The organism is Novosphingobium huizhouense (assembly GCF_020179475.1).
Taxonomy (GTDB): domain Bacteria; phylum Pseudomonadota; class Alphaproteobacteria; order Sphingomonadales; family Sphingomonadaceae; genus Novosphingobium; species Novosphingobium huizhouense.
The window spans coordinates 1579020-1597165 of sequence record NZ_JAILXZ010000001.1; the positions used below are offsets into that span (position 1 = coordinate 1579020).

At 70.1% G+C, this 18146-nt stretch carries 13 protein-coding genes; 2 read left to right on the plus strand and 11 right to left on the minus strand.

Annotated features, from left to right (window positions below; genetic code table 11):
• Nucleotides 1-540: 540 nt before the first annotated feature.
• From K3A85_RS07900 to K3A85_RS07920, 5 genes are read right to left on the minus strand one after another with little or no spacing between them, the layout of a single operon-like run.
• Nucleotides 541-1725, minus strand: coding sequence for a glycosyltransferase (locus K3A85_RS07900; RefSeq protein ID WP_225205908.1), 1185 nt, complete (start codon nt 1723-1725; stop codon nt 541-543).
• Between the two features lie 9 nt (nt 1726-1734).
• Nucleotides 1735-2256, minus strand: a complete 522-nt coding sequence (locus tag K3A85_RS07905) for a DUF2141 domain-containing protein (protein WP_225206034.1) — start codon at nt 2254-2256, stop codon at nt 1735-1737.
• Between the two features lie 32 nt (nt 2257-2288).
• Nucleotides 2289-3191, minus strand: coding sequence for a hypothetical protein (locus K3A85_RS07910; RefSeq protein WP_225205909.1), 903 nt, complete (start codon nt 3189-3191; stop codon nt 2289-2291).
• Nucleotides 3192-3218: 27 nt separating this feature from the next.
• Complete coding sequence (locus K3A85_RS07915) at nt 3219-4394, minus strand: glycosyltransferase (RefSeq protein ID WP_225205910.1); 1176 nt, start codon at nt 4392-4394, stop codon at nt 3219-3221.
• A 16-nt stretch (nt 4395-4410) separates the two neighbouring features.
• Entirely contained in the window at nt 4411-5193 is a 783-nt protein-coding gene (locus K3A85_RS07920; RefSeq protein WP_225205911.1) for a DUF2334 domain-containing protein, read from the minus strand.
• 294 nt (nt 5194-5487) lie between these two features.
• On the opposite strand from K3A85_RS07920, the gene K3A85_RS07925 reads away from it, so the two are divergent.
• Nucleotides 5488-6156 (plus strand): RBBP9/YdeN family alpha/beta hydrolase, encoded by a 669-nt coding sequence (locus K3A85_RS07925; protein WP_225205912.1) that lies wholly within the window; start codon nt 5488-5490, stop codon nt 6154-6156.
• On the opposite strand, the gene glgX is transcribed toward K3A85_RS07925, so the two are convergent.
• The 6 genes from glgX to K3A85_RS07955 all read right to left on the minus strand — a co-directional run bounded on the left by glgX (nt 6136) and on the right by K3A85_RS07955 (nt 17585).
• Nucleotides 6136-7950, minus strand: coding sequence for a glycogen debranching protein GlgX (gene glgX / locus K3A85_RS07930; protein ID WP_225205913.1), 1815 nt, complete (start codon nt 7948-7950; stop codon nt 6136-6138). The genes K3A85_RS07925 and glgX overlap by 21 nt on opposite strands.
• Nucleotides 7947-9413, minus strand: coding sequence for a glycogen synthase GlgA (glgA, locus tag K3A85_RS07935; protein WP_225205914.1), 1467 nt, complete (start codon nt 9411-9413; stop codon nt 7947-7949). The genes glgX and glgA overlap by 4 nt, the downstream gene beginning before the upstream one ends.
• Entirely contained in the window at nt 9410-10672 is a 1263-nt protein-coding gene (gene glgC, locus K3A85_RS07940; RefSeq protein WP_225205915.1) for a glucose-1-phosphate adenylyltransferase, read from the minus strand. The genes glgA and glgC overlap by 4 nt, the downstream gene beginning before the upstream one ends.
• Nucleotides 10669-12852, minus strand: a complete 2184-nt coding sequence (gene glgB / locus K3A85_RS07945; RefSeq protein WP_225205916.1) for a 1,4-alpha-glucan branching protein GlgB — start codon at nt 12850-12852, stop codon at nt 10669-10671. Before glgB ends, glgC begins: the two co-directional genes overlap by 4 nt.
• Nucleotides 12853-12861: 9 nt before the next feature.
• The gene (locus K3A85_RS07950) at nt 12862-15285 is read right to left on the minus strand and encodes a glycogen/starch/alpha-glucan phosphorylase (RefSeq protein WP_225205917.1); all 2424 of its coding nucleotides are present in this window, start codon (nt 15283-15285) and stop codon (nt 12862-12864) included.
• 284 nt (nt 15286-15569) lie between these two features.
• On the minus strand, nt 15570-17585 hold the full coding sequence (locus tag K3A85_RS07955; RefSeq protein WP_225205918.1) for a TonB-dependent receptor: 2016 nt from the start codon (nt 17583-17585) through the stop codon (nt 15570-15572).
• 257 nt (nt 17586-17842) lie between these two features.
• Between K3A85_RS07955 and K3A85_RS07960 the strand changes: the two genes are divergently transcribed.
• Nucleotides 17843-18007 (plus strand): hypothetical protein, encoded by a 165-nt coding sequence (locus K3A85_RS07960; RefSeq protein WP_225206038.1) that lies wholly within the window; start codon nt 17843-17845, stop codon nt 18005-18007.
• Nucleotides 18008-18146 lie beyond the last annotated feature (139 nt).

The following is an 18146-nucleotide window of genomic DNA, read 5'->3' on the forward strand; positions in this document are numbered from 1 at the left end:
TTCAAGGAGCGGTTGCGCGCGCTTATAGCTCGGCGCGGGCTTGTAGGACAGCGCGCGGTGATCGTTGCATATGCAATATGTCCGCCAGCCCGTGCGAAGGCATCCCGGTCGAGGGTGCGGGGCGGCGCTGCGGGGCACCGAAAAAGGGCCGTGCTTCAACAGGCCGGCACCGGCGGGGGTGGCGTTGTTTGGGGGGCGAGGACCAGCTGCCTCGACCCTGTCGAACGGCTGCTTCCGGTTCGGATCGCGGGGTGGGGCGCGAAGGGAAGGGCAGTGCTTCGACAAGCTCAGCACGGGCGGACGGAGGATGCCTGGTGTGCGAGGACCATCTGCCCTGAACCTGTCGAACGGCTGCTTCCGGTTCGGACGCGGGCTGAGGCGCGAAGGGGAGCCCAGTGCTTCGACAGGCCGGCACGGGTGAGGGAAGTTTGCGGTCTCGAAGACCGCCTGCCCTGCGCTTGTCGAAGGGCTGCCTTAGGCCTTGAGGGGGCGCCCGCCGGCGCAGGGGACGCCTGGAGCGGGGCGGGAGCGGCGCGGGCGTCAGGCGGCGCGCAGGCCGCCTGCCTTGCCTTGCGCGATGATCCGCTCGTAGCTTGCGAACAGTTCGGCGAAGTGATCGTCCATCGTGCGCGGGGGCGGGAGGTCGGCGCGCGGGCCGGCAAGGCCGGCCAGGCGCTGCGTGGCATAGTCGACCACCGCGTCGGCCGCGGCGGCGGCATCGGCGCTTTCATAGAGGAAGCCGCCCGAGGCGCGGGCCTGGTCCGCCGCGCCGCCTTCGTCGGGCGCGATCAGCGGCAGCCCGCTGGCGCGCGCTTCGGCGGCGACCATGCAGAAGGTCTCGGCCTCGCAGCCATGGATCAGCGCGTCGGCGCTCGCCATCACGCGGGCGAGTTCGGCGCGCTCGGTGATCGGGGCGAGGATGCGGATATGCGGGTTCTCGCCGATCTTGCGCTCGATCGCCTTGCGGTCGCGCCCCTGGCCGGCGAGCACCATGCCGACCGGCGTGCGCGTGCCCGCGGCGGTGACCGCCTCGACCAGCATCGGCCAGCGCTTTTCGGGCGCGAAGCGGCCAACGCCGAGCAGCAGCGTGGCCTGCGGCGGCAGATCGACCATCGCCAGCATCCCTGCGCGCAGGGCTTCGTCGCGCAAGCCCGGCGAGAACACCCCGGGATCGACCCCCATCGGATTGGTGACGACGCGCGATACGCCGCCGGCGGCGAGCCGGTCGCTGAGCCCCTGGCTCGCGCTCACGATCATGTCGTAGCGCGTGTCGAGCCGGCGCAGGTGCTGCCAGTAGCGATCGAAGATCGTGTCGATGGTCGGGCGCGTGGCGATCGGATCGAGCCAGCGGTAGGCATAGGCCGACAGCGGATCGGCGTGCATGATCAGCGCGCGCGGCGCAGCGCCGGGCCAGTCGGCGATGACCGAGGCGCTGCGCCAGGGCGAGGACGCCTCGACGAAATCGGGCTGTTCGCGATCGAGCGCGGCATAGAGGCCGGGGATGTCAGAGAAGTAGCGGTAGTTGAAATCGAGCGGGAACAGCGTCGACTTCAGCCAGACGATCCGCGCGTTGGGGCCGCGGTGTTCGACATGATCGTGGCTGCCCGGCGCGATGACCACGACTTCGTGGCCCATGGCGGCGCCGGCCTTGAGCTTGCGATCGACATAGGTACGGACGCCGCCGCCCTTGGGCGCGTAGAAGGCGCAGACATCGACGAGCTTCATAGAGCCGGCTCAGCTCCCCTTGATCGGTCCCACCGATGCGAGGCCGTTACGGTAATTGAGCACGATGCGCAACGGGGTCGGCCCGGCGCCGGCCTGCGCCGCGACGTTGCGCGCCTTGGGCTTGGACCAGCCGAGGCGGGGATTGCCCGAAAAGCCGATGCCGTCGTGGGTCCAGTTGAACTTGCGGTTGCCGTCGCGATCGTGGAGCACCGTCACGGCATAGGCGCCGGGGCCGGGCACGCGCACGCACAGGCGCGGGGTGCCGGTGGCGGGCGTCGTCACCTCGACCCGGCGGAAGGTCTTGCCGGCCATGACCAGCAGGTTGTCGTCGGCAAGGAAATCGGCGTCGTTGGCGGGATAGACCTCGAGCTTGAGGTGTCCCGAGCGGTCCTTGAGCCCGACCACGTCGACGAGGAAGGCCGGACCGCTTTCGCCCGCGCGGCACTGCCCCTCGGCCTTGCCCAGATCGGGCGTCGAGCGCAGCGGGCCGTTGCCGAGCAGCAGCGGCGCGGCCGCGACAGCCAGCAGCATCGGCGCGGCGGCGAGGACAGGCGGGCGGATCGTCATGCAGTTCGTTCCCTTGCGGCGAGATCGATCAGCATCAGTGCGATGAACAGCACGACGTGCATCGATATCGTCAGCATCGAAAGCATGGCGATCATGACTCCGGTCTTAACCTGCGCGCCCACGAGCAGCGCGGTGACCCCGGCGAAGGCGATGTCCTTGTTGGGCAGGAAGGGCAGGCGCGAGAGCAGCAGGCGCACGGTCGAGAGCAGCAGCCAGGAGCTGAGCGGCGCTTCGGGCAGGATCAGCGCCCAGGCGAGCGCGGTCAGCCCGGTCTTGAGCACGATGCGCGCGCAGTGCACGCCGAACACAAACCACAGGTCGCGGCTGGACAGGCTGAACAGGCCGTTGCGGAAGAACATGATCACCGCCGAGGTGATCAGCACGAGGCCGAGCGAGGCGGCCATGATGTTCGCGCTGACGCCGAGGCCCAGGGTGCCGATCACCGGCCAGGTCAGCGCGAGCATGATCACGGTCATGATGTTGCCGGCAAGCGCGGAGAGGATCGCCACGTCCTTGACCGCGCCGAAGGGCGAGCCTTCCATCTTCACGTGGCGGCGCGCCCAGTCGTAGAAATAGACTTCGCCGATGTAGCCCAGCAGCAGTTCGTTGCCGACGAGCTTCTTGAGCAGCGGCAGGATCCCCGTGGCCGGGATCGACCACAGCCGCCGGAAGATCAGGAAGTCGCCCATCGGGCTGAGGAAATAGCTGACCAGGAACACCATCCAGATCAGCGGGTTGGTCGGCAGGATCGACGTGACCACGCCCCAGTTGAGCTTGCGCAGCTCGATCAGCACCGCGATCAGGATCGCGGCCGAAATCGCCGGCCCGACATAGGCCCCCCACTTGCGCAGGGCGGTCTGGGAGGGGGCTGCCGTCGCCGGCAGGGGCGGTTGGATCATCGTGGAATCGGACATCGAATCGGACCCTTAGCGGAACTTGATGCGCGGTGCGCGCGAAAGCGCCGCCGACGGAATGAGGTCCTCCATCGCCTGCCGGTAGCGCCGTGCAGCTAAATCTACGGTGAACCGACGCGCCATCGCGCGCGCCGCGGACAGGTCGAACGGGCGGTCGAGCACCGCGTCCATCGCCCGCGCGAGCGCGTGCGGATCGCGCGGCGGCACGAGCGCGCCGAAGCGCCCCTCGCCGAGCAGCGCGGGCATCGACACGCTGCAATCGGTGGCGACGACGGGCAGGCCGGCGGCATAGGCCTGGAGCACGACCGTGGGCAGGCCTTCGTAATCGGAGGACAGGACCAGCGCATCGGCGCGGGCGAGCTCGCCGTCGAGCGGGAAGGTGTGGCCGGGCAGGCGCACCCGGCCGGCAAGGCCGAGGCGTTCGACCCGCGCCTCGATCGCGGCGCGCTGCCCGCCTTCGCCGCAGATCGTCAGCGTGTCGTGCGCCCGGGCGATGCGGGCGAAGGCCTCGACGAGGCCGAGGAAGTTCTTCTGCGGCGCGAGCCGGCCGATCGCTAGGAAGCGGCGGCCGGCGCCGTCGTGGCGCGGACGCGGCATCGTGGCGAGGTGATCGAGCTCGGCCTCGGACAGCGCCGGGTTGTCGATCACCGCGATCCGCGTCCGCGGCGCCTGCATCATCGCGGCGATCTCCTCGGCCATTGCCGGGGCGATGGCGACGATGCGGTCGAGCCGGCGGCCCTGGATGCGCAGCCACAGCCGGTAGAACGGCATGGCGAGGCGCGGCAGGTCGGGGCGCTGGAGATCGTTGCTGATCTTGGCGAGGATCGGCGGACAGCGGCGGCCGAGCAGCAGCTTCATCGCCACCGAGACGATCGTGTAGGAATTGCCCGCGCAGAACAGCACGTCGGGGCGGTGGCGGCGGATCGCGCCGGGAAGGCAGGCGATCATCCACAGCGTTTCGAACGGCCCGGTGCGGTTGCCGGAATCGAGCAGGTCGTAGGCGAGCCCGGGCCATTCGTGGCGCATAGCGCCTTCATCGCGGCCCATCACCAGCCGCGCGTCGATCCCTTGCGCGACCCAGGCGGCGTGCAGGCGCAAGGCGACGCGCTCCACCCCGCCTGGCGCGAAGCTGTGCAGGAAGGTGAGCACGCGCAAGCTGCGCGAGGGCTGAGTTTCGTCGCGGGCCATCGGTCCCCTTCGCGCCTCAGCCCGGAGCGCCGAGCGCGGCGTAGCGCGATGGCGCGTGGCTGCGGACGAAGCGGGCGAGGGTGCCCTCGATGCTGTCCATCAGCGCCGGCACGGTGGTGTCGCCGGGGTGGACCGCGAGGCGCAGCGTCGGCAGCGCGAGCGGGAGGACGGTGCGGGCAAGCCGCGCGAAGGCGAGCGAACTGGCGATGCGGCCGCGGCTGCGGCTCGCCCAGGTGACCACCGGACCGCGGGCGAGCACTTCGCCGGTCGTCGGGCGCCAGACCTTCATGTGGTCTTCGGCGAGCGGCAGGCCGAGTTCGCGCATCGCCGCATGCGCGCCTTCGCCGTAGAGCCAGGCGGGGGCGATGAAGCCGGTGACGGGGCGGCCGAGGATGTCCTCGAGCAGCGCCTTGCCCTCGCGCATCCGCGACAGGGCCTGCGCGCGCGGCAGGTTGAGGAATTCGCCTTCGCCGGCGGTCATGTGCTTGCCCTTGAACCCGGCGAGGCCGTCGCGGGCGGGGGTCTCGTCGCGGTGGCACCAGCCGTGGAGGAACATCTCGATGCCCGTGTCGGCCCAGCCGCGCAGCCGCGTGGCGAAGGCAGCGTTGCCGGCGATCGGCGCCTCGCGCCAGTGGTCGGGGATCACCAGCATGGCGAAGCGGGCGGGGCCGGTGTGGCGCTCGATCAGCGCGGCGAGCCGGTCGACCTGGGCCTCCGAGCGGGGCGAGACGTCGTGGATCGAGACGAGCAGGCGGCGGTTGCTGGTGTCTGCCGGGGACGGTGGGGCCGCTCTGTCCAAGGTTCGAATATCCGCATGACGGGCCGGTCCCGTGCGCTCTGGCGCGATCGATGCGTCAGGTGGCGGGCGCGGCGCGATCTTTCAAGGGCGGCGAGCGCCTGGCCCGTCTCCGCTTGGCTTGCCGCCTGTGACAGCGCCGCGCGATTTGCAACGCTTATTTGCGCGCTCGGTCCGGCGACGATGCGGCGCGGATGGTCGCAAGGCCATTGTCTACTCCAAAGGTGGAGTTATCTTGGAACTCTGTCGGGACGTAATCCGAGTCGACCGGCCGCCTCTTCGATTGGAGACGATGCAATGGCCTTCGAACAGACACATGCAACGCAGCGCGACCCCGTGATCCTGACCGTGCCGGGCCTCGGCAACAGCGGCGCCGGGCACTGGCAGACGCGCTGGGAAGAGACCCTGCCCGATTGCCGGCGGGTCGACCTGGGGCTGTGGGACGACCCCCACCGCAACACCTGGGTCAACAAGATCAACCTCGCGATCGAGCGCGCCGACCGGCCGGTGGTGCTGGTGGCGCATTCGCTCGGCTGCCACGCGGTCGCCTGGTGGGCCGAATACGAGCGGCTGTCGGGCGGCGGCAGCCTCGACCGCGTGGCGGGCGCGCTGCTGGTCGCCCCGCCCGACGTCGAGGACGCGCCGATCGACCGGCGGCTGACCCGCTTCGCGCCGGTGCCGGGGAGCGAGCTGCCGTTCCGCAGCATCGTCGTCGCCAGCCGCGACGATCCCTACATGCCGTTCGGCAGCGCGCGGGCGCTGGCGCGGACCTGGGGCGCGAGCTTTGCCGACGCGGGCCTTGCGGGCCACATCAACGCGCGCTCGGAGCTGGGCGAGTGGACCTTCGGGCGCCTGCTGCTCAACCGCCTGCTGCCGCGCCCGCTGTCGCTGGACGAAGGCCCGGCGCGCTACGAACCCGGTCAGCGGCGGTTCATCGACCCCGCGCTACGACGGCTGGGAGCCTGACGCCGCCCGAAGCCCCCGGGCGAAGCCGTCCTCCAGAGGCTCTGCGTACGGGCCGGCGCGATCGAGGATGAAACCGAACGGTCGCGCCGGTTCGCCGTGCTCCCAGCGGACGCCGTTTGTGGCCGGATCCTCCCAGCGCTCCGGCGTCATCGGCGCGCCACCGGGCGTGAGCCAGCGGCCGTCCTCGGGGAATTCGACCAGCCTTTCGCGATTGGCCGCGCGCCAGGCGGCGAGCCGCGCGACATGGTCCTCGAGCGCGGTGTCGCGCGCCTCCCAGTCGATCCAGGTCAGCGCGTTGTCCTGCGCATAGGCGTTGTTGTTGCCGCGCTGGCTGCGGCCGAATTCGTCGCCGGCGGTAAGCAGGATCGTCCCGGTCGAGACGAACAGCGTGCCCAGCATGGCGCGCGCGAAGGCAGCGCGGGCGGCAAGCACGCGCGGATCGTCGCTCGGGCCTTCGACGCCATTGTTCCAGCTGAAGTTCTCGCCATGCCCGTCGCGGTTGTCCTCGCCGTTGGCGTGGTTGTGGCGGTGTTCGTAGGCGAGCGTGTCGGCGAGCGTGAAGCCGTCGTGCGCGGCGAGGAAATTGACCGAGCGGGAAGGGCCCTTGCCGAAAATGTCGGCCGAGCCCGCCAGCCGCGTGGCGAGCGCGCCGATGCCGCCGTCTCCGCGCCAGAAGCGGCGCAGGTCGTCGCGGAAGCGGTCGTTCCATTCGAGCCACTGGGCGGGAAACCTGCCGAGCTGGTAGCCGCCGGGGCCGATGTCCCAGGGCTCTGCGACCAGCACGCGGTCCGACAGCCAGGGATCGGCGGCGATTTCGGCGAAAATCGGGGCTTGCGCGTCGAAGCCGGGTGAGCGCGCCATGATCGTGGCGAGGTCGAAGCGGAAGCCATCGACGCCGGCATGGCGGACGAAGTGGCGCAAGGCATCGAGCGCCAGCGCGCGCACCGCCGGGTTGCCGAAGTCGAGCGTGTTGCCGCAGCCGGTGTCGTTGATGAGGCTGCCGTCGCGCGCCTGGGCGTAGCTGTCGTTGTCGAGCCCGCGCAGGCAGAGCACGGGCCCTGCCGCGTCGCTTTCGCCGGTGTGGTTGAACACGAGATCGAGCAGCACGCCGATCCCTTCGGCGTGCAGCGCGGCAACCGTCTCGCGCAGTTCGGCAAGGCCGCCGGGGCACAGCCGCGGATCGAGCGCCATCGGCGCGACCGGGTTGTAGCCCCAGGCGTTCGACAGCCCGAGCGGAGGCAGGTGGCGCTCGTCGATCCAGGCGACGATCGGCATCAGCTCGATGGCGGTAACGTGGAGCTTCCGGAGGTGCGCGAGCACCGCCGGGTGCGCCAGCGCGGCGACGGTGCCGCGCTGCGCCGGCGGGATCTCGGGGTGCAGCATGGTGAAGGCGCGGACATTGACCTCGTAGATCAGCCCGCCGCGCACGGGGATCGCGGGCGCGCGCGCGACTTCGGGCAGCGCGCCCGGCCGGATCGCGCGGGGGACGATGCCGGCGGTGTCGACGCCGTATCGCGACAGGCGCGGATCGTAGACGAAGGGCCGGTCGAGCTCGACGGCGCGCGGATCGACCAGCAGCTTGGCGGGATCGAACCACAGGCGGCGCTCGGGCGCCCATTCACCCGCCGCGCGATAGCCGTAGGCGACGCCCGCGAGGTCGCCTGGAAGCTCAACCGTCCAGTCCTCGCCGCTGCGCTCCATCGCGATGCGGCGTTCGCCCCAGCCGTCGAACAGGCACAGCCAGACCGCCTGCGCGCGGGGACTGCGGACGGTGAAGCGGCTGCTGGCGGTCATCCCTGCGGCAGCAGGCTGCGATAGAGATCGGCGTAGGCCTTGCCGCTGCGCCGCCACGAGAAGTCGCTTTTCATCCCCGCGCGCTGGAGGCCGCGCCAGAGGTCTGGTCGATGATAGAGCGCAATGGCGCGGTCGATCGCGTCGGCGAGGCTGGCGTAGTTGACCGCGTTGAACTGCACGCCGGTCGCCGCGCCGGCGGCGAGCGCGGCGAGGTTGGCGTCGACCACGGTATCGGCAAGCCCGCCGGTGCGGCTGACCACGGGGACGCAGCCGTAGGCAAGGCCGTAGAGTTGGGTCAGGCCGCAAGGTTCGAAGCGGCTCGGCACCAGAATCGCGTCGCCGCCCGCCTGCATCCGGTGCGACAGGCCTTCGTCATAGCCGATGCGCACCGCGACCCTGCCCGGATGGCGCGCGGCGGCGGCGTGGAGCGCGCCTTCCAGTGCGGCATCGCCCGAGCCGAGCAGCGCGAGCCGCCCGCCGAGGCCGACGAGGTGGTCGATCACCTCGAGCAGAACGTCCATGCCCTTCTGCCAGGTAAGGCGGGTGATGACGACGAACAGCGGACCCCCTCGGTCATCGGCATCGCTGTCGAGCCCGAATTCGGCTTCGAGCGCGCGCTTGTTGGCAAGGCGCTTGGGCAAGCTGCGGAGCGAGAAGCGCTGGGCGAGCGCGGGGTCGGTCTCCGGGTTCCACTCGGCGGTGTCGATGCCGTTGACGATCCCGTGGACGCGCGCGCCCCGGCTGCGGACCAGCCCTTCGAGGCCCATGCCGAATTCGGCGGTGCGGATCTCGCGCGCGTAGGTGGGGCTGACCGTGGTGATCGCGCTCGCGGCTTCGAGCCCGGCTTTGAGGAAGCCGACGCCGCCGTGATATTCGACTCCGTCGAAGGCGAACGCTTCGCGCGGGAGCCCGAGCGCGGGGAACACCTCGGCACCGAAGTGGCCCTGGAACGCCATGTTGTGGATGGTCATCACCGAAGGCAGCGGCGACCCGTCGTAGCGCAAGTAGGCGGGCGCCATCGCCGCCTGCCAGTCGTGGGCGTGGACAAGGTCGAAGGCGAGGCCCTTTGCTGCGCCGGTGGCGACATCGGCGGCGGCGCGGGCGAAGGCGGCGAAGCGGCGCCAGTTGTCGCCCCAGTCGCGGCCGCCGCCATCGGCATAAGGCCCGCCATCGCGCGCGAAGAAGGCAGGCGCATCGAGCACGAGCAGCTCGTGCTGGCCGAGCTTGCCCGCGACCAGCCGCGCCGGCTCTCCCAGCAGCGACGGCCAGGCGTGGATCGCCCTGGCCTTCGCCGCCTTCGCCCCCAGCGCGGCCATGACCTTGGGATAGCCCGGCAGGATCGTGGTCATCGCGACGTCGTGCGGGGCGAGCGCGGCGGGCAGGGCGCCCGCCACGTCGGCCAGGCCACCGGTCTTGACCAGCGGCGCGGCTTCCGAGGCGATCGAGAGGACGCGCAAGGTCACGGCAGGCGTTCGATCATCGCCTTGGTGATCAGGCACACGCCGTTTTCGGTGCGGCGGAAGCGGCGCGCATCGAGTTCGGGGTCTTCGCCGACGACGAGGCCCTCGGGAATGCGCACGCCCGAATCGAGGATCACCCGCTTCAGTCGCGCGTGGCGGCCGATGTTGCAGTAGGGCAGGATCACGGCTTCCTCGACCGAGGAAAACGAGCCCATCTTGACCCCGGTGAACAGCAGCGAGCGGCGCGCGAGCGCGCCCGAGACGATGCAGTCCTGGCTGATCAGCGAGGAGATCGCCATGCCGCGGCGGCCTTCCTCGTCGTGGACGAACTTGGCCGGGGCGGCGACGACCTGGTCGGTCCAGATCGGCCAGTCGCGGTCGTACATGTTGAGCTTGGGCACGGTATCGGTGAGATCGAGGTTGGCGTCGAAATAGGCGTCGAGCGTGCCGACGTCGCGCCAGTATTCCTCGATTTCCTCCGCCGCGCGGACGCAGCTTTCGGTAAAGCGGTGGGCCACCGCCTTGCCGTGGCGGACGATGTACGGGATGATATCGCCACCGAAATCGCGGCTCGAATGGGGATCGGAGGCATCGCGGTTGAGCTGTTCGAACAGGAACTTCGTCTCGAACACGTAGATGCCCATCGACGCGAGCGAATGGGCATCGTCGCCGGGGATGGTCGGCGGATCGGCGGGCTTTTCCACGAAGGCGGTGATCGTGGAATTGTCGTCCACCGCCATCACCCCGAAGCCGCTGGCGTCCTTCTTCGGCACGACCAGGCAGCCGACGGTGACGTCCGCGCCCGAGCTGACGTGCTGCTGCAGCATCAGTTCGTAGTCCATCTTGTAGATGTGGTCGCCGGCCAGGATGACCATGTACTTGGGCGCGTGGGCGGCGATGATGTCGATGTTCTGGAACACCGCGTCGGCGGTGCCTTCGTACCACTGGTGCTCGGACACGCGCTGCGAGGCGGGCAGGATGTCGAAGCTCTCGTTGCGCTCGGGGCGCATGAAGTTCCACGCGCGGTTCATGTGGCGGATCAGCGAATGCGCCTTGTACTGCGTGGCGACGCCGATGCGGCGGATGCCGGAATTGATCGCGTTCGACAGCGCGAAGTCGATGATCCGGCTGACCCCGCCGAAATAGACCGCCGGCTTGGCGCGGTTGTCGGTCAGCTCCTTCAAACGGCTGCCGCGCCCGCCGGCGAGCACGTAGGCCATCGCATCGCGCGCCAGCGGCTGGCCGATCGTCCTGTCCCTCATTGATCCTCTCCGGTTCCGGCAAATTCGAACATCAGCGTGGAAAGTCCGGGCAGCACGACCAGCGCCGCGCCGTCCTTCGCTTCGACCGCGCCGAGGTTGCCCTGGCCCGACCCGCCATAGGGCTCGGCATCGGAATTGAGCACCTCGCGCCACACCCCGTCGTGCGGCAGCGGCAGGCGATAGTAGCCGTGGGTGGCGGGCGTCATGTTGCAGACGACCGCGATCGGCGCGGCGCCCGGCGCCTTGCGCAGCCAGGCGAACACGCTGGCTGCGGCATCGTCGACGACCAGCCAGGCGAAGCCCTCGGCCTCGCAATCGCGGGCGTGGAGGGCGGGGCGCGTGCGGTAGGCGGCGTTGAGATCGCGCACCCAGCGCTGCATCCCGGCGTGGGGTTCGTGTTGCAGCAGGTCCCAGTCGAGCGCGCGCGCCTCGCTCCATTCGCGCGCTTGCGCGAACTCCTGGCCCATGAACAGCAGCTTCTTGCCGGGGTAGCCCCACATCAGGCCGTAGTAGGCGCGCAAGTTGGCGAACTTCTGCCATTGGTCGCCGGCCATCTTGGCGAGCAGGCTGCCCTTGCCGTGGACGACTTCGTCGTGGCTCAAGGGCAGGACGAAGTTTTCGGCGAAGGCGTACATCAGGCCGAAGGTGATCTCGTCGTGATGGTAGCGGCGGTGGATGGGATCGCGGGCCATGTACTTCAGCGTGTCGTGCATGAAGCCCATGTTCCACTTGAAGCCGAAGCCGAGGCCCCCGCCATTGGGCCCTTTCTCGTGGGCAGGCAGGGTGACGCCGGGCCACGAGGTCGATTCCTCGGCGATCGTCATCACGCCCGGATGCTGGCCGTAGAGCGCCTTGTTCATGGCTTGCAGGAAGCCGACCGCCTCCCAGTTCTCGCGCCCGCCCTCGGCATTGGGAATCCATTCGCCGCTTTTGCGCGAATAGTCGCGGTAGAGCATCGAGGCGACGGCATCCACGCGAAGGCCATCGACGTGGTACTGTTCGGCCCAGAACAGCGCATTGTTGACGAGGAAGGCCTCCACCTCGCGCCGGCCGAAGTTGTAGATCGCGGTGTTCCAGTCGGGATGGAAGCCCAATCGCGGGTCTTCGTGCTCGTAGAGGTGGGTGCCGTCGAACCGCGCGAGGCCGAAGGCGTCGGTGGGGAAATGCGCGGGCACCCAGTCGACCAGCACGCAAAGCCCCGCCTGATGCGCGCCATCGACGAAGCGGGCGAAGCCGGCCGGTTCGCCAAACCGCGCGCTCGGCGCATAGAGGCCGGTCGCCTGGTAGCCCCACGAAGGATCGTAGGGATGCTCGGAGACGGGCAGGAACTCGATATGGGTGAAGCCCATGTCGACGCAGTAGGGGATCAGCCGGTCGGCGAGCTCGTCCCAGCTGTAGAACTCGGCCGCGTCGGGCTTGCGCCAGGAGCCGGGATGGACCTCGTAGATCGAGACCGGTTCGCGCCGAGCATCGGCCTTCGCCCAATGCGCGCGGTGGGCGTGGTCGGCCCAGTCGGGCTTGCCGGGGCGCGCCACGATCGAGGCGGTGGCGGGGCGCAGCTCGGCGGCGAAGGCGTAAGGGTCGGCCTTCAAGGGCTGGGCGGCGCCGTCGGGCCCCACGATCCGGTACTTGTAGGCGCGGCCCGTGCCGATGTCGGGCAGGAAGATTTCCCACACCCCGGTGTCGGCGCGCTTGCGCATCGGGTGGCGGCGGTGGTCCCAGTCGTTGAAATCGCCGACGACGCTGACCAGCGACGCGTTGGGCGCCCAGACCGCGAAGTGGACGCCGCTTGCGCCTTCATGCTCGATCGGATGTGCGCCCAGCTTGTCGAACAGGCGGAAATGCGTGCCTTGCCCGATCAGGAAATCGTCGGTGGGGCCGAGCACCGGACCGAACGAATAGGGGTCGGTGACGGACCACCGGTGGACGCCGGCGCCGCAGCGGTAGCGCACCGGCTGCGGCGGGCCGGCAACGAGGCCCTCGAACAGGCCGCGCGGATCGGTGCGGGCGAGGGCCCCGAGCGGCGTGCCGTCGAGCGCGAAGGCTTCGGCTGTTTCCGCGCCCGGCAGGATCGCGCGGGCAAACGCGCCCTGCGGGCCGGGATGGACGCCCAGCAACGAGAACGGGTCGGCGTGCGTGCCTTCCAGCAGGGCTTCGATGGCACGCGCGTCGGGCTTCATCGTGGCTGCTCAGACCCCCCAGATATCGCGCGCATATTCGCCGATGGTCCGGTCCGATGAAAACCAGCCGACATTGGCGATGTTCCGCAAGGCACTGGCGCGCCACGCCTTTTGATCTTCCCAGCGCGCGTCGACGCTGCGCTGCGCGGCATGGTAGGCGTCGAAGTCGGCGGCGACCATGAACCAGTCGCTGTCGTACAGGCCCCCCATCAGCGCGGCGTAGCGGTCGGGATCGTCGGGGCTGAACACGCCGCTGGCAATGGCGTTGATCGCCTGCTGCAACTCGCGGTTGCCCTCGATCACCGCGCGCGGGTCGTAGCCGTTCGCGCGCTGTTCGAGCACTTCGTCGGCGGTGAGGCCGAAGATCACGATGTTGTCGTCGCCGACGCGGTCCTTGATCTCGATGTTGGCGCCGTCGAGCGTCCCGATGGTGAGCGCGCCGTTCAATGCGAACTTCATGTTGCCGGTGCCGCTGGCTTCCATGCCGGCCGTGCTGATCTGTTCGGACAGGTCGGCGGCGGGGATGATCCGCTCGGCAAGGCTGACGTTGTAGTTGGGCACGAACACGACCTTGAGCAGCCCGCCGACCGAAGGATCGGAATTGACGCGCCGGGCGATGTCGTTGGCGAGTTTGATGATCAGCTTGGCGTTGTGGTAGCTCGGCGCCGCCTTGCCGCCGAAGATCTTCACCCGCGGCACCCAGTCGCGTTCGGGGTGGCTGCGGATCTGGTCGTAGAGCGCGACCGTCTCGACCAGGTTGAGCAGCTGGCGCTTGTATTCGTGGATGCGCTTGATCTGGACGTCGAACAGCGCGTCGGGATCGAGGCGGACGCCGGTGATCGCCTTGATGTGCCCGGCGAGCGCGACCTTGTTGGCGCGCTTCACTTCGGCGATGCGCTCGCCCAGCGCAGCGTCGTCGGCCAGCGCGTTGAGCTCGGCGAGCTTTTCGGCATCGTCGAGGAAGCCGTCGCCGATCGCGTCCCTGAGCACGGAGACGAGGCCGGGGTTGCACTGCTGCAGCCAGCGGCGCGGGGTGACGCCGTTGGTCTTGTTGTTGATCCTCGCCGGGTAGAGCGCGTGGAGATCGGCGAACACGGTCGACTTCATCAGCTCGGTGTGGAGCGCGGCGACGCCGTTGACCGAATGCGCGCCGCAGAAGGCGAGGTTGGCCATGCGCACGCGGCGCTCGCCATGCTCGTCGATCAGGCTGATCGCGGCAATCTGGGCATCGTCCATGCCGCCCTTGCGCGCTTCGCGCAGCACGCGGCTGTTGATCGCGTAGATGATCTGCATGTGCCGCGGCAGCAGCCGTTCGAACAGCGGCAGCGGCCAGGTCTCGAGCGCTTCGGGCAGCAGCGTGTGGTTGGTGTAGGCGACGGTCCTGCGCGTCACCTCCCACGCTTCGTTGAATTCGAGCCCGTGGTCGTCGACGAGGATGCGCATGATCTCGGCGACGGCGACCGCGGGGTGGGTGTCGTTGAGCTGGATCGCCGCCTTGTCGGGCAGGGTGCGCACGTCGCCGTGGAACTGCGCGTGGCGACGGATGATGTCCTGGATCGAGGCCGAGGTGAAGAAATACTCCTGGCGCAGCCGCAGCTCCTGGCCCGCGGCGTTCGAATCGGCCGGATAGAGCACGCGCACCAGCGCATCGGCGCGCGCGTCCTCGACCAGCGCGCCGACGTGGTCGCCGGCGTTGAAGGCGTCGAGACGGATCGGATCGAGCGCGCGCGCGGTCCACAGCCGCAGCGTGTTGACGCGCTTGCCCCGCCAGCCGACCACCGGCATGTCGTAGGCGCTCGCCTCGACCTGTTCGGCCGGTTTCCATTCGACGCCGTCGCCGCGGTCGATCACTTCGCCACCAAAGCCGACGCGGTAGGCGCTCTCGCGCCGGTCGAACTCCCACGGGTTGCCGTGGCTGAGCCAGGTTTCGGGCAGTTCGACCTGCCAGCCATCGTCGATGCGCTGGCGGAACATGCCGTTCTTGTAGCGGATGCCATAGCCGTAGGCGGGGATGTCGAGACTGGCGAGGCTTTCCATGAAGCACGCCGCGAGCCGGCCGAGACCGCCGTTGCCGAGCGCGGCGTCGGGTTCCAGCTCCTCGAGCTGGGCGAGGTCGAAGCCGTGCGCGGCGAGCGCCTTCTCCATCTCGCGCGTCAGGCCCATGTTCGACAGCGCATCGCGCAGCAGGCGTCCGATGAGGAATTCGAGGCTGAGGTAATAGACCCGCTTGCCGCCCTCGGCGTAGGTCTTGCGCGTGCTCTCCATCCAGCGGTCGATCACCGCGTCGCGCAGGGTGAGCACGGTGGCGGTGAACCAGTCGTGCGGCTTGGCCGCGCGTTCGTCCTTGCCGACGCGATGGCGCAGCACGTCGATGATGTGCGCGTCGATCTCGGCGGCGTTCGAGCCGGTGCTCAAGGGGATGTCGAGGCTCATGGCAATGCGCTCCACCTGCTGGGGTCGCGGCGGGCGCAAGGGCGAGCCCCCGCGCGCCGGCGAACCGGTTGTCCTGGCCTGTCAGGACGGCATCTGCCGCTCGTTGCTTCTGCCGCGCGTGACCCGCCCGGCTCTCCCGCCTGCAAGACTAGGCGAGGCGCTGCGCGTTCCACAAGGTGCGATGGCTGGCCCACGGCGAAAAAATCCCCCCTCGCCACCGGGTTGGCACGGCCGGGGCGCGGTGGCGACGGGGAATACGTCTGCGGGCGCGCCCCGCGGCGCGCTCAGCGCATATCCATGCGCAGGCCCGCCCACAGCGTGCGCGGCGTCCCGAGATCCTGGGAGCCGCCGGAATTGCGCGTGACGATCGTTTCGTCGGTGAGGTTCTCGCCCCGCAGGACGAGGCTGAACGGACCCGCGAGCGGCACTTGCGCGAAGGCGTCGAGCGTGGTCGCGGGCGCGAGCACGTCGGTTTCGAGATCGTCCTCGTACTGCGCGCCGGTGTGGCGCAGCGTGAGCGCGAGGCGCCAGCGGTCCGCCGGTTGCCAGCTCGCGGTGGCGCTGGCGGCGAGGCGCGCGGTCTGCGACGGGCGCTTGCCGTCGAGCGGCTGGCCGGGCGCGCGGACGTGCGCGTCGGTATAGCCAAGCGAGGCGGCGAGCGTGAAGCGCCGGGCGGCATAGGCGGCGCTCGCCTCGATCCCGCGCGCGTGGACCGCGTCGACGTTCTGGCGCTGGCGGGTGGTGGCGTTGAGCGTGACGTTGGCGATCGCGTGGCGCACGTCGTTGTCGAAGGCGGTGAGGCCGAGCGTCAGGCCCGGCAGCGGCCGCAGGTCGACCCCGCCTTCGAAGCCGAACAGCGTCTCGTTGCGCAACTGGGCATTGGCGAGCGTGGTGATCGGAAACACGGTGAACTGGCGGTAGAGCTCGTTGAGCGTCGGCTGGCGCAGGCCGGTATAGACCGAGCCGCGCAGGTCGATGGCGCCGGCCGCGTGAAGCAGCGCGCCGCCGCGGAAGCTGCCTTCCCAGCCCGCGCGATCGGGGTAGGCGGTCGAACCGGGCTGGATCGCGCCGGCAAGGTCGGTCAGCTCGTAGACCCCGCTGCGCATCGACCAGCGATCGGCCCGCGCCCCGGCGGTGAGCACCAGCGGGCCGGTGGTCCAGTCGTCTTCCAGGTAGAAGCCGACATCCGAATTGGTCCCGCCGGCGCGGCGGTGGCCCGAGGGCGCGCCGAGGCGGTAGGTGTCCTCGATGGTGTGGCCCTGCGCCGAGCGCCAGTCGGCGCCGAGGCGCAGGACATGGCCGCCGCCGACCGGCGGGCGCAGCTCGAGCTTGGCGCCCGCGCCGGTCGAGGGTGTCTTGCGCTGGTCGAGCGTGCGCAGGAAGGTGGTCGCGCTGATCACCGTGTTGTGGAAATCGCGCGACTGGAGGTAGGCGAGCGCATCGAACGCCCAGGCCCCGCGCCCGACCAGGCGCAGGCTGGCGTCCTGCCCCTCCATCCCGGTGTCCGCGCCCTTGAAGCGCAAGGTGCGCTCGTCGCGGAAGGCGGCGAGGCGCGCCTGCAGCTCGATGTCGGGGGCGATCGGCGCGACCGCGCGCAGCGAGGTCGACCAGCTGTCGAAGCGGGCGCGCACGGATGCGGGCCCGCGCTGGCTCTCGGGCGTGGTCCAGAAGCCCCGGCCGCGGTCCCACCGCCCCGAGACGACCGCGAAGCCTTGCCCGAGCCTGGGCGCGAGCGTGCCCGACAGCTCGGTCTCGCCGCGATCGTTGGCGAGCGCGCTGCCGCTCAGCAGGCCGAGCTGGTCGGGGCCGGCGCTGGTCATCGCGATCGTGCCGGCGACCGCGCCCGCGCCGAACGCGCCCGAGCCGCCGCCGCGGATCACGCTGATGCCGCCGAGCCGCTCGGGGGCAATCGCGGACAGTGGGATGTAGCCGAAGAAGGGGTCGGCCATCGGCACCCCGTCGAGCAGGACGAGCGTGCGGCTGGTGGCGTTGCCGCCGAGCGCGCGCAGCGTCAGCCCCTGCGCCGAAGGATTGGCGGCGCGGCTGTCGGAGCGGCGGAACTGCTGCACGCCCGCGGCGGCCGAGAGCGCGTCGTCGATCCGGCCCGAGGCGGCGACGAGCAGGCGCTCGCGTTCGATCCGCTGCACGTCGTAGGCCGGGGCGGCGGGGGTTTCGGCGAGCCCGCGGCCGGTGACGACGATCTGCTCGGCAGGCGGCGCGTCCGCGGCCATGGCAGGGATTGCAGGGACGGCACTGGCGCTGCCCGCCGCGAGCGCGGCGAGCGGGACGAGACGGCGCATGGAAAACCCCTCACGATCAGCATGGCCCCGCCGGCATGGTGCTGCCGCGATGGCCTTGGCGCCGCCTAGCGCGGGCGTGCGGGAATGTCAGCATCCCTTGCGCGCGTATCGCACCAGCTTGCGGGGTTCGCCGCGGTCTGCCCATGCGAGAAATTGCGTATGGGCGGTGCCGCGCTGCGGCATAATTTCGCGTGCACCGCATCATCAGAAGAGGACCCATGCGCGCGCAGCGACTCACTCACCTTGAACCGGACATCGTGGCGAAGATGCGTTCGGTCATCACCTGCCAGAAGCCCGAAGTGATCCAGACCCATTTCGGCATCGGGCTCAATACCTGGGTCAAGCTGCGCGAAGGCAAGGCGATCCGCCACTCGGTCGCGGAGCGGCTGATGCAGCGCCTGCAGCGCGACCAGCTGATCTGACGGACCGTTGAGCAGGCAGCCGCGATCCGGGCGAACCGCCAAGGGAGCCGCGGCGCCTGCGACGGCAGGGGCTTGAAGCCCGCCGCCTTGCAGTGCACAATGGCCGTGTCGGCGTCGGTCAACCCACGGCGCGCAGGGT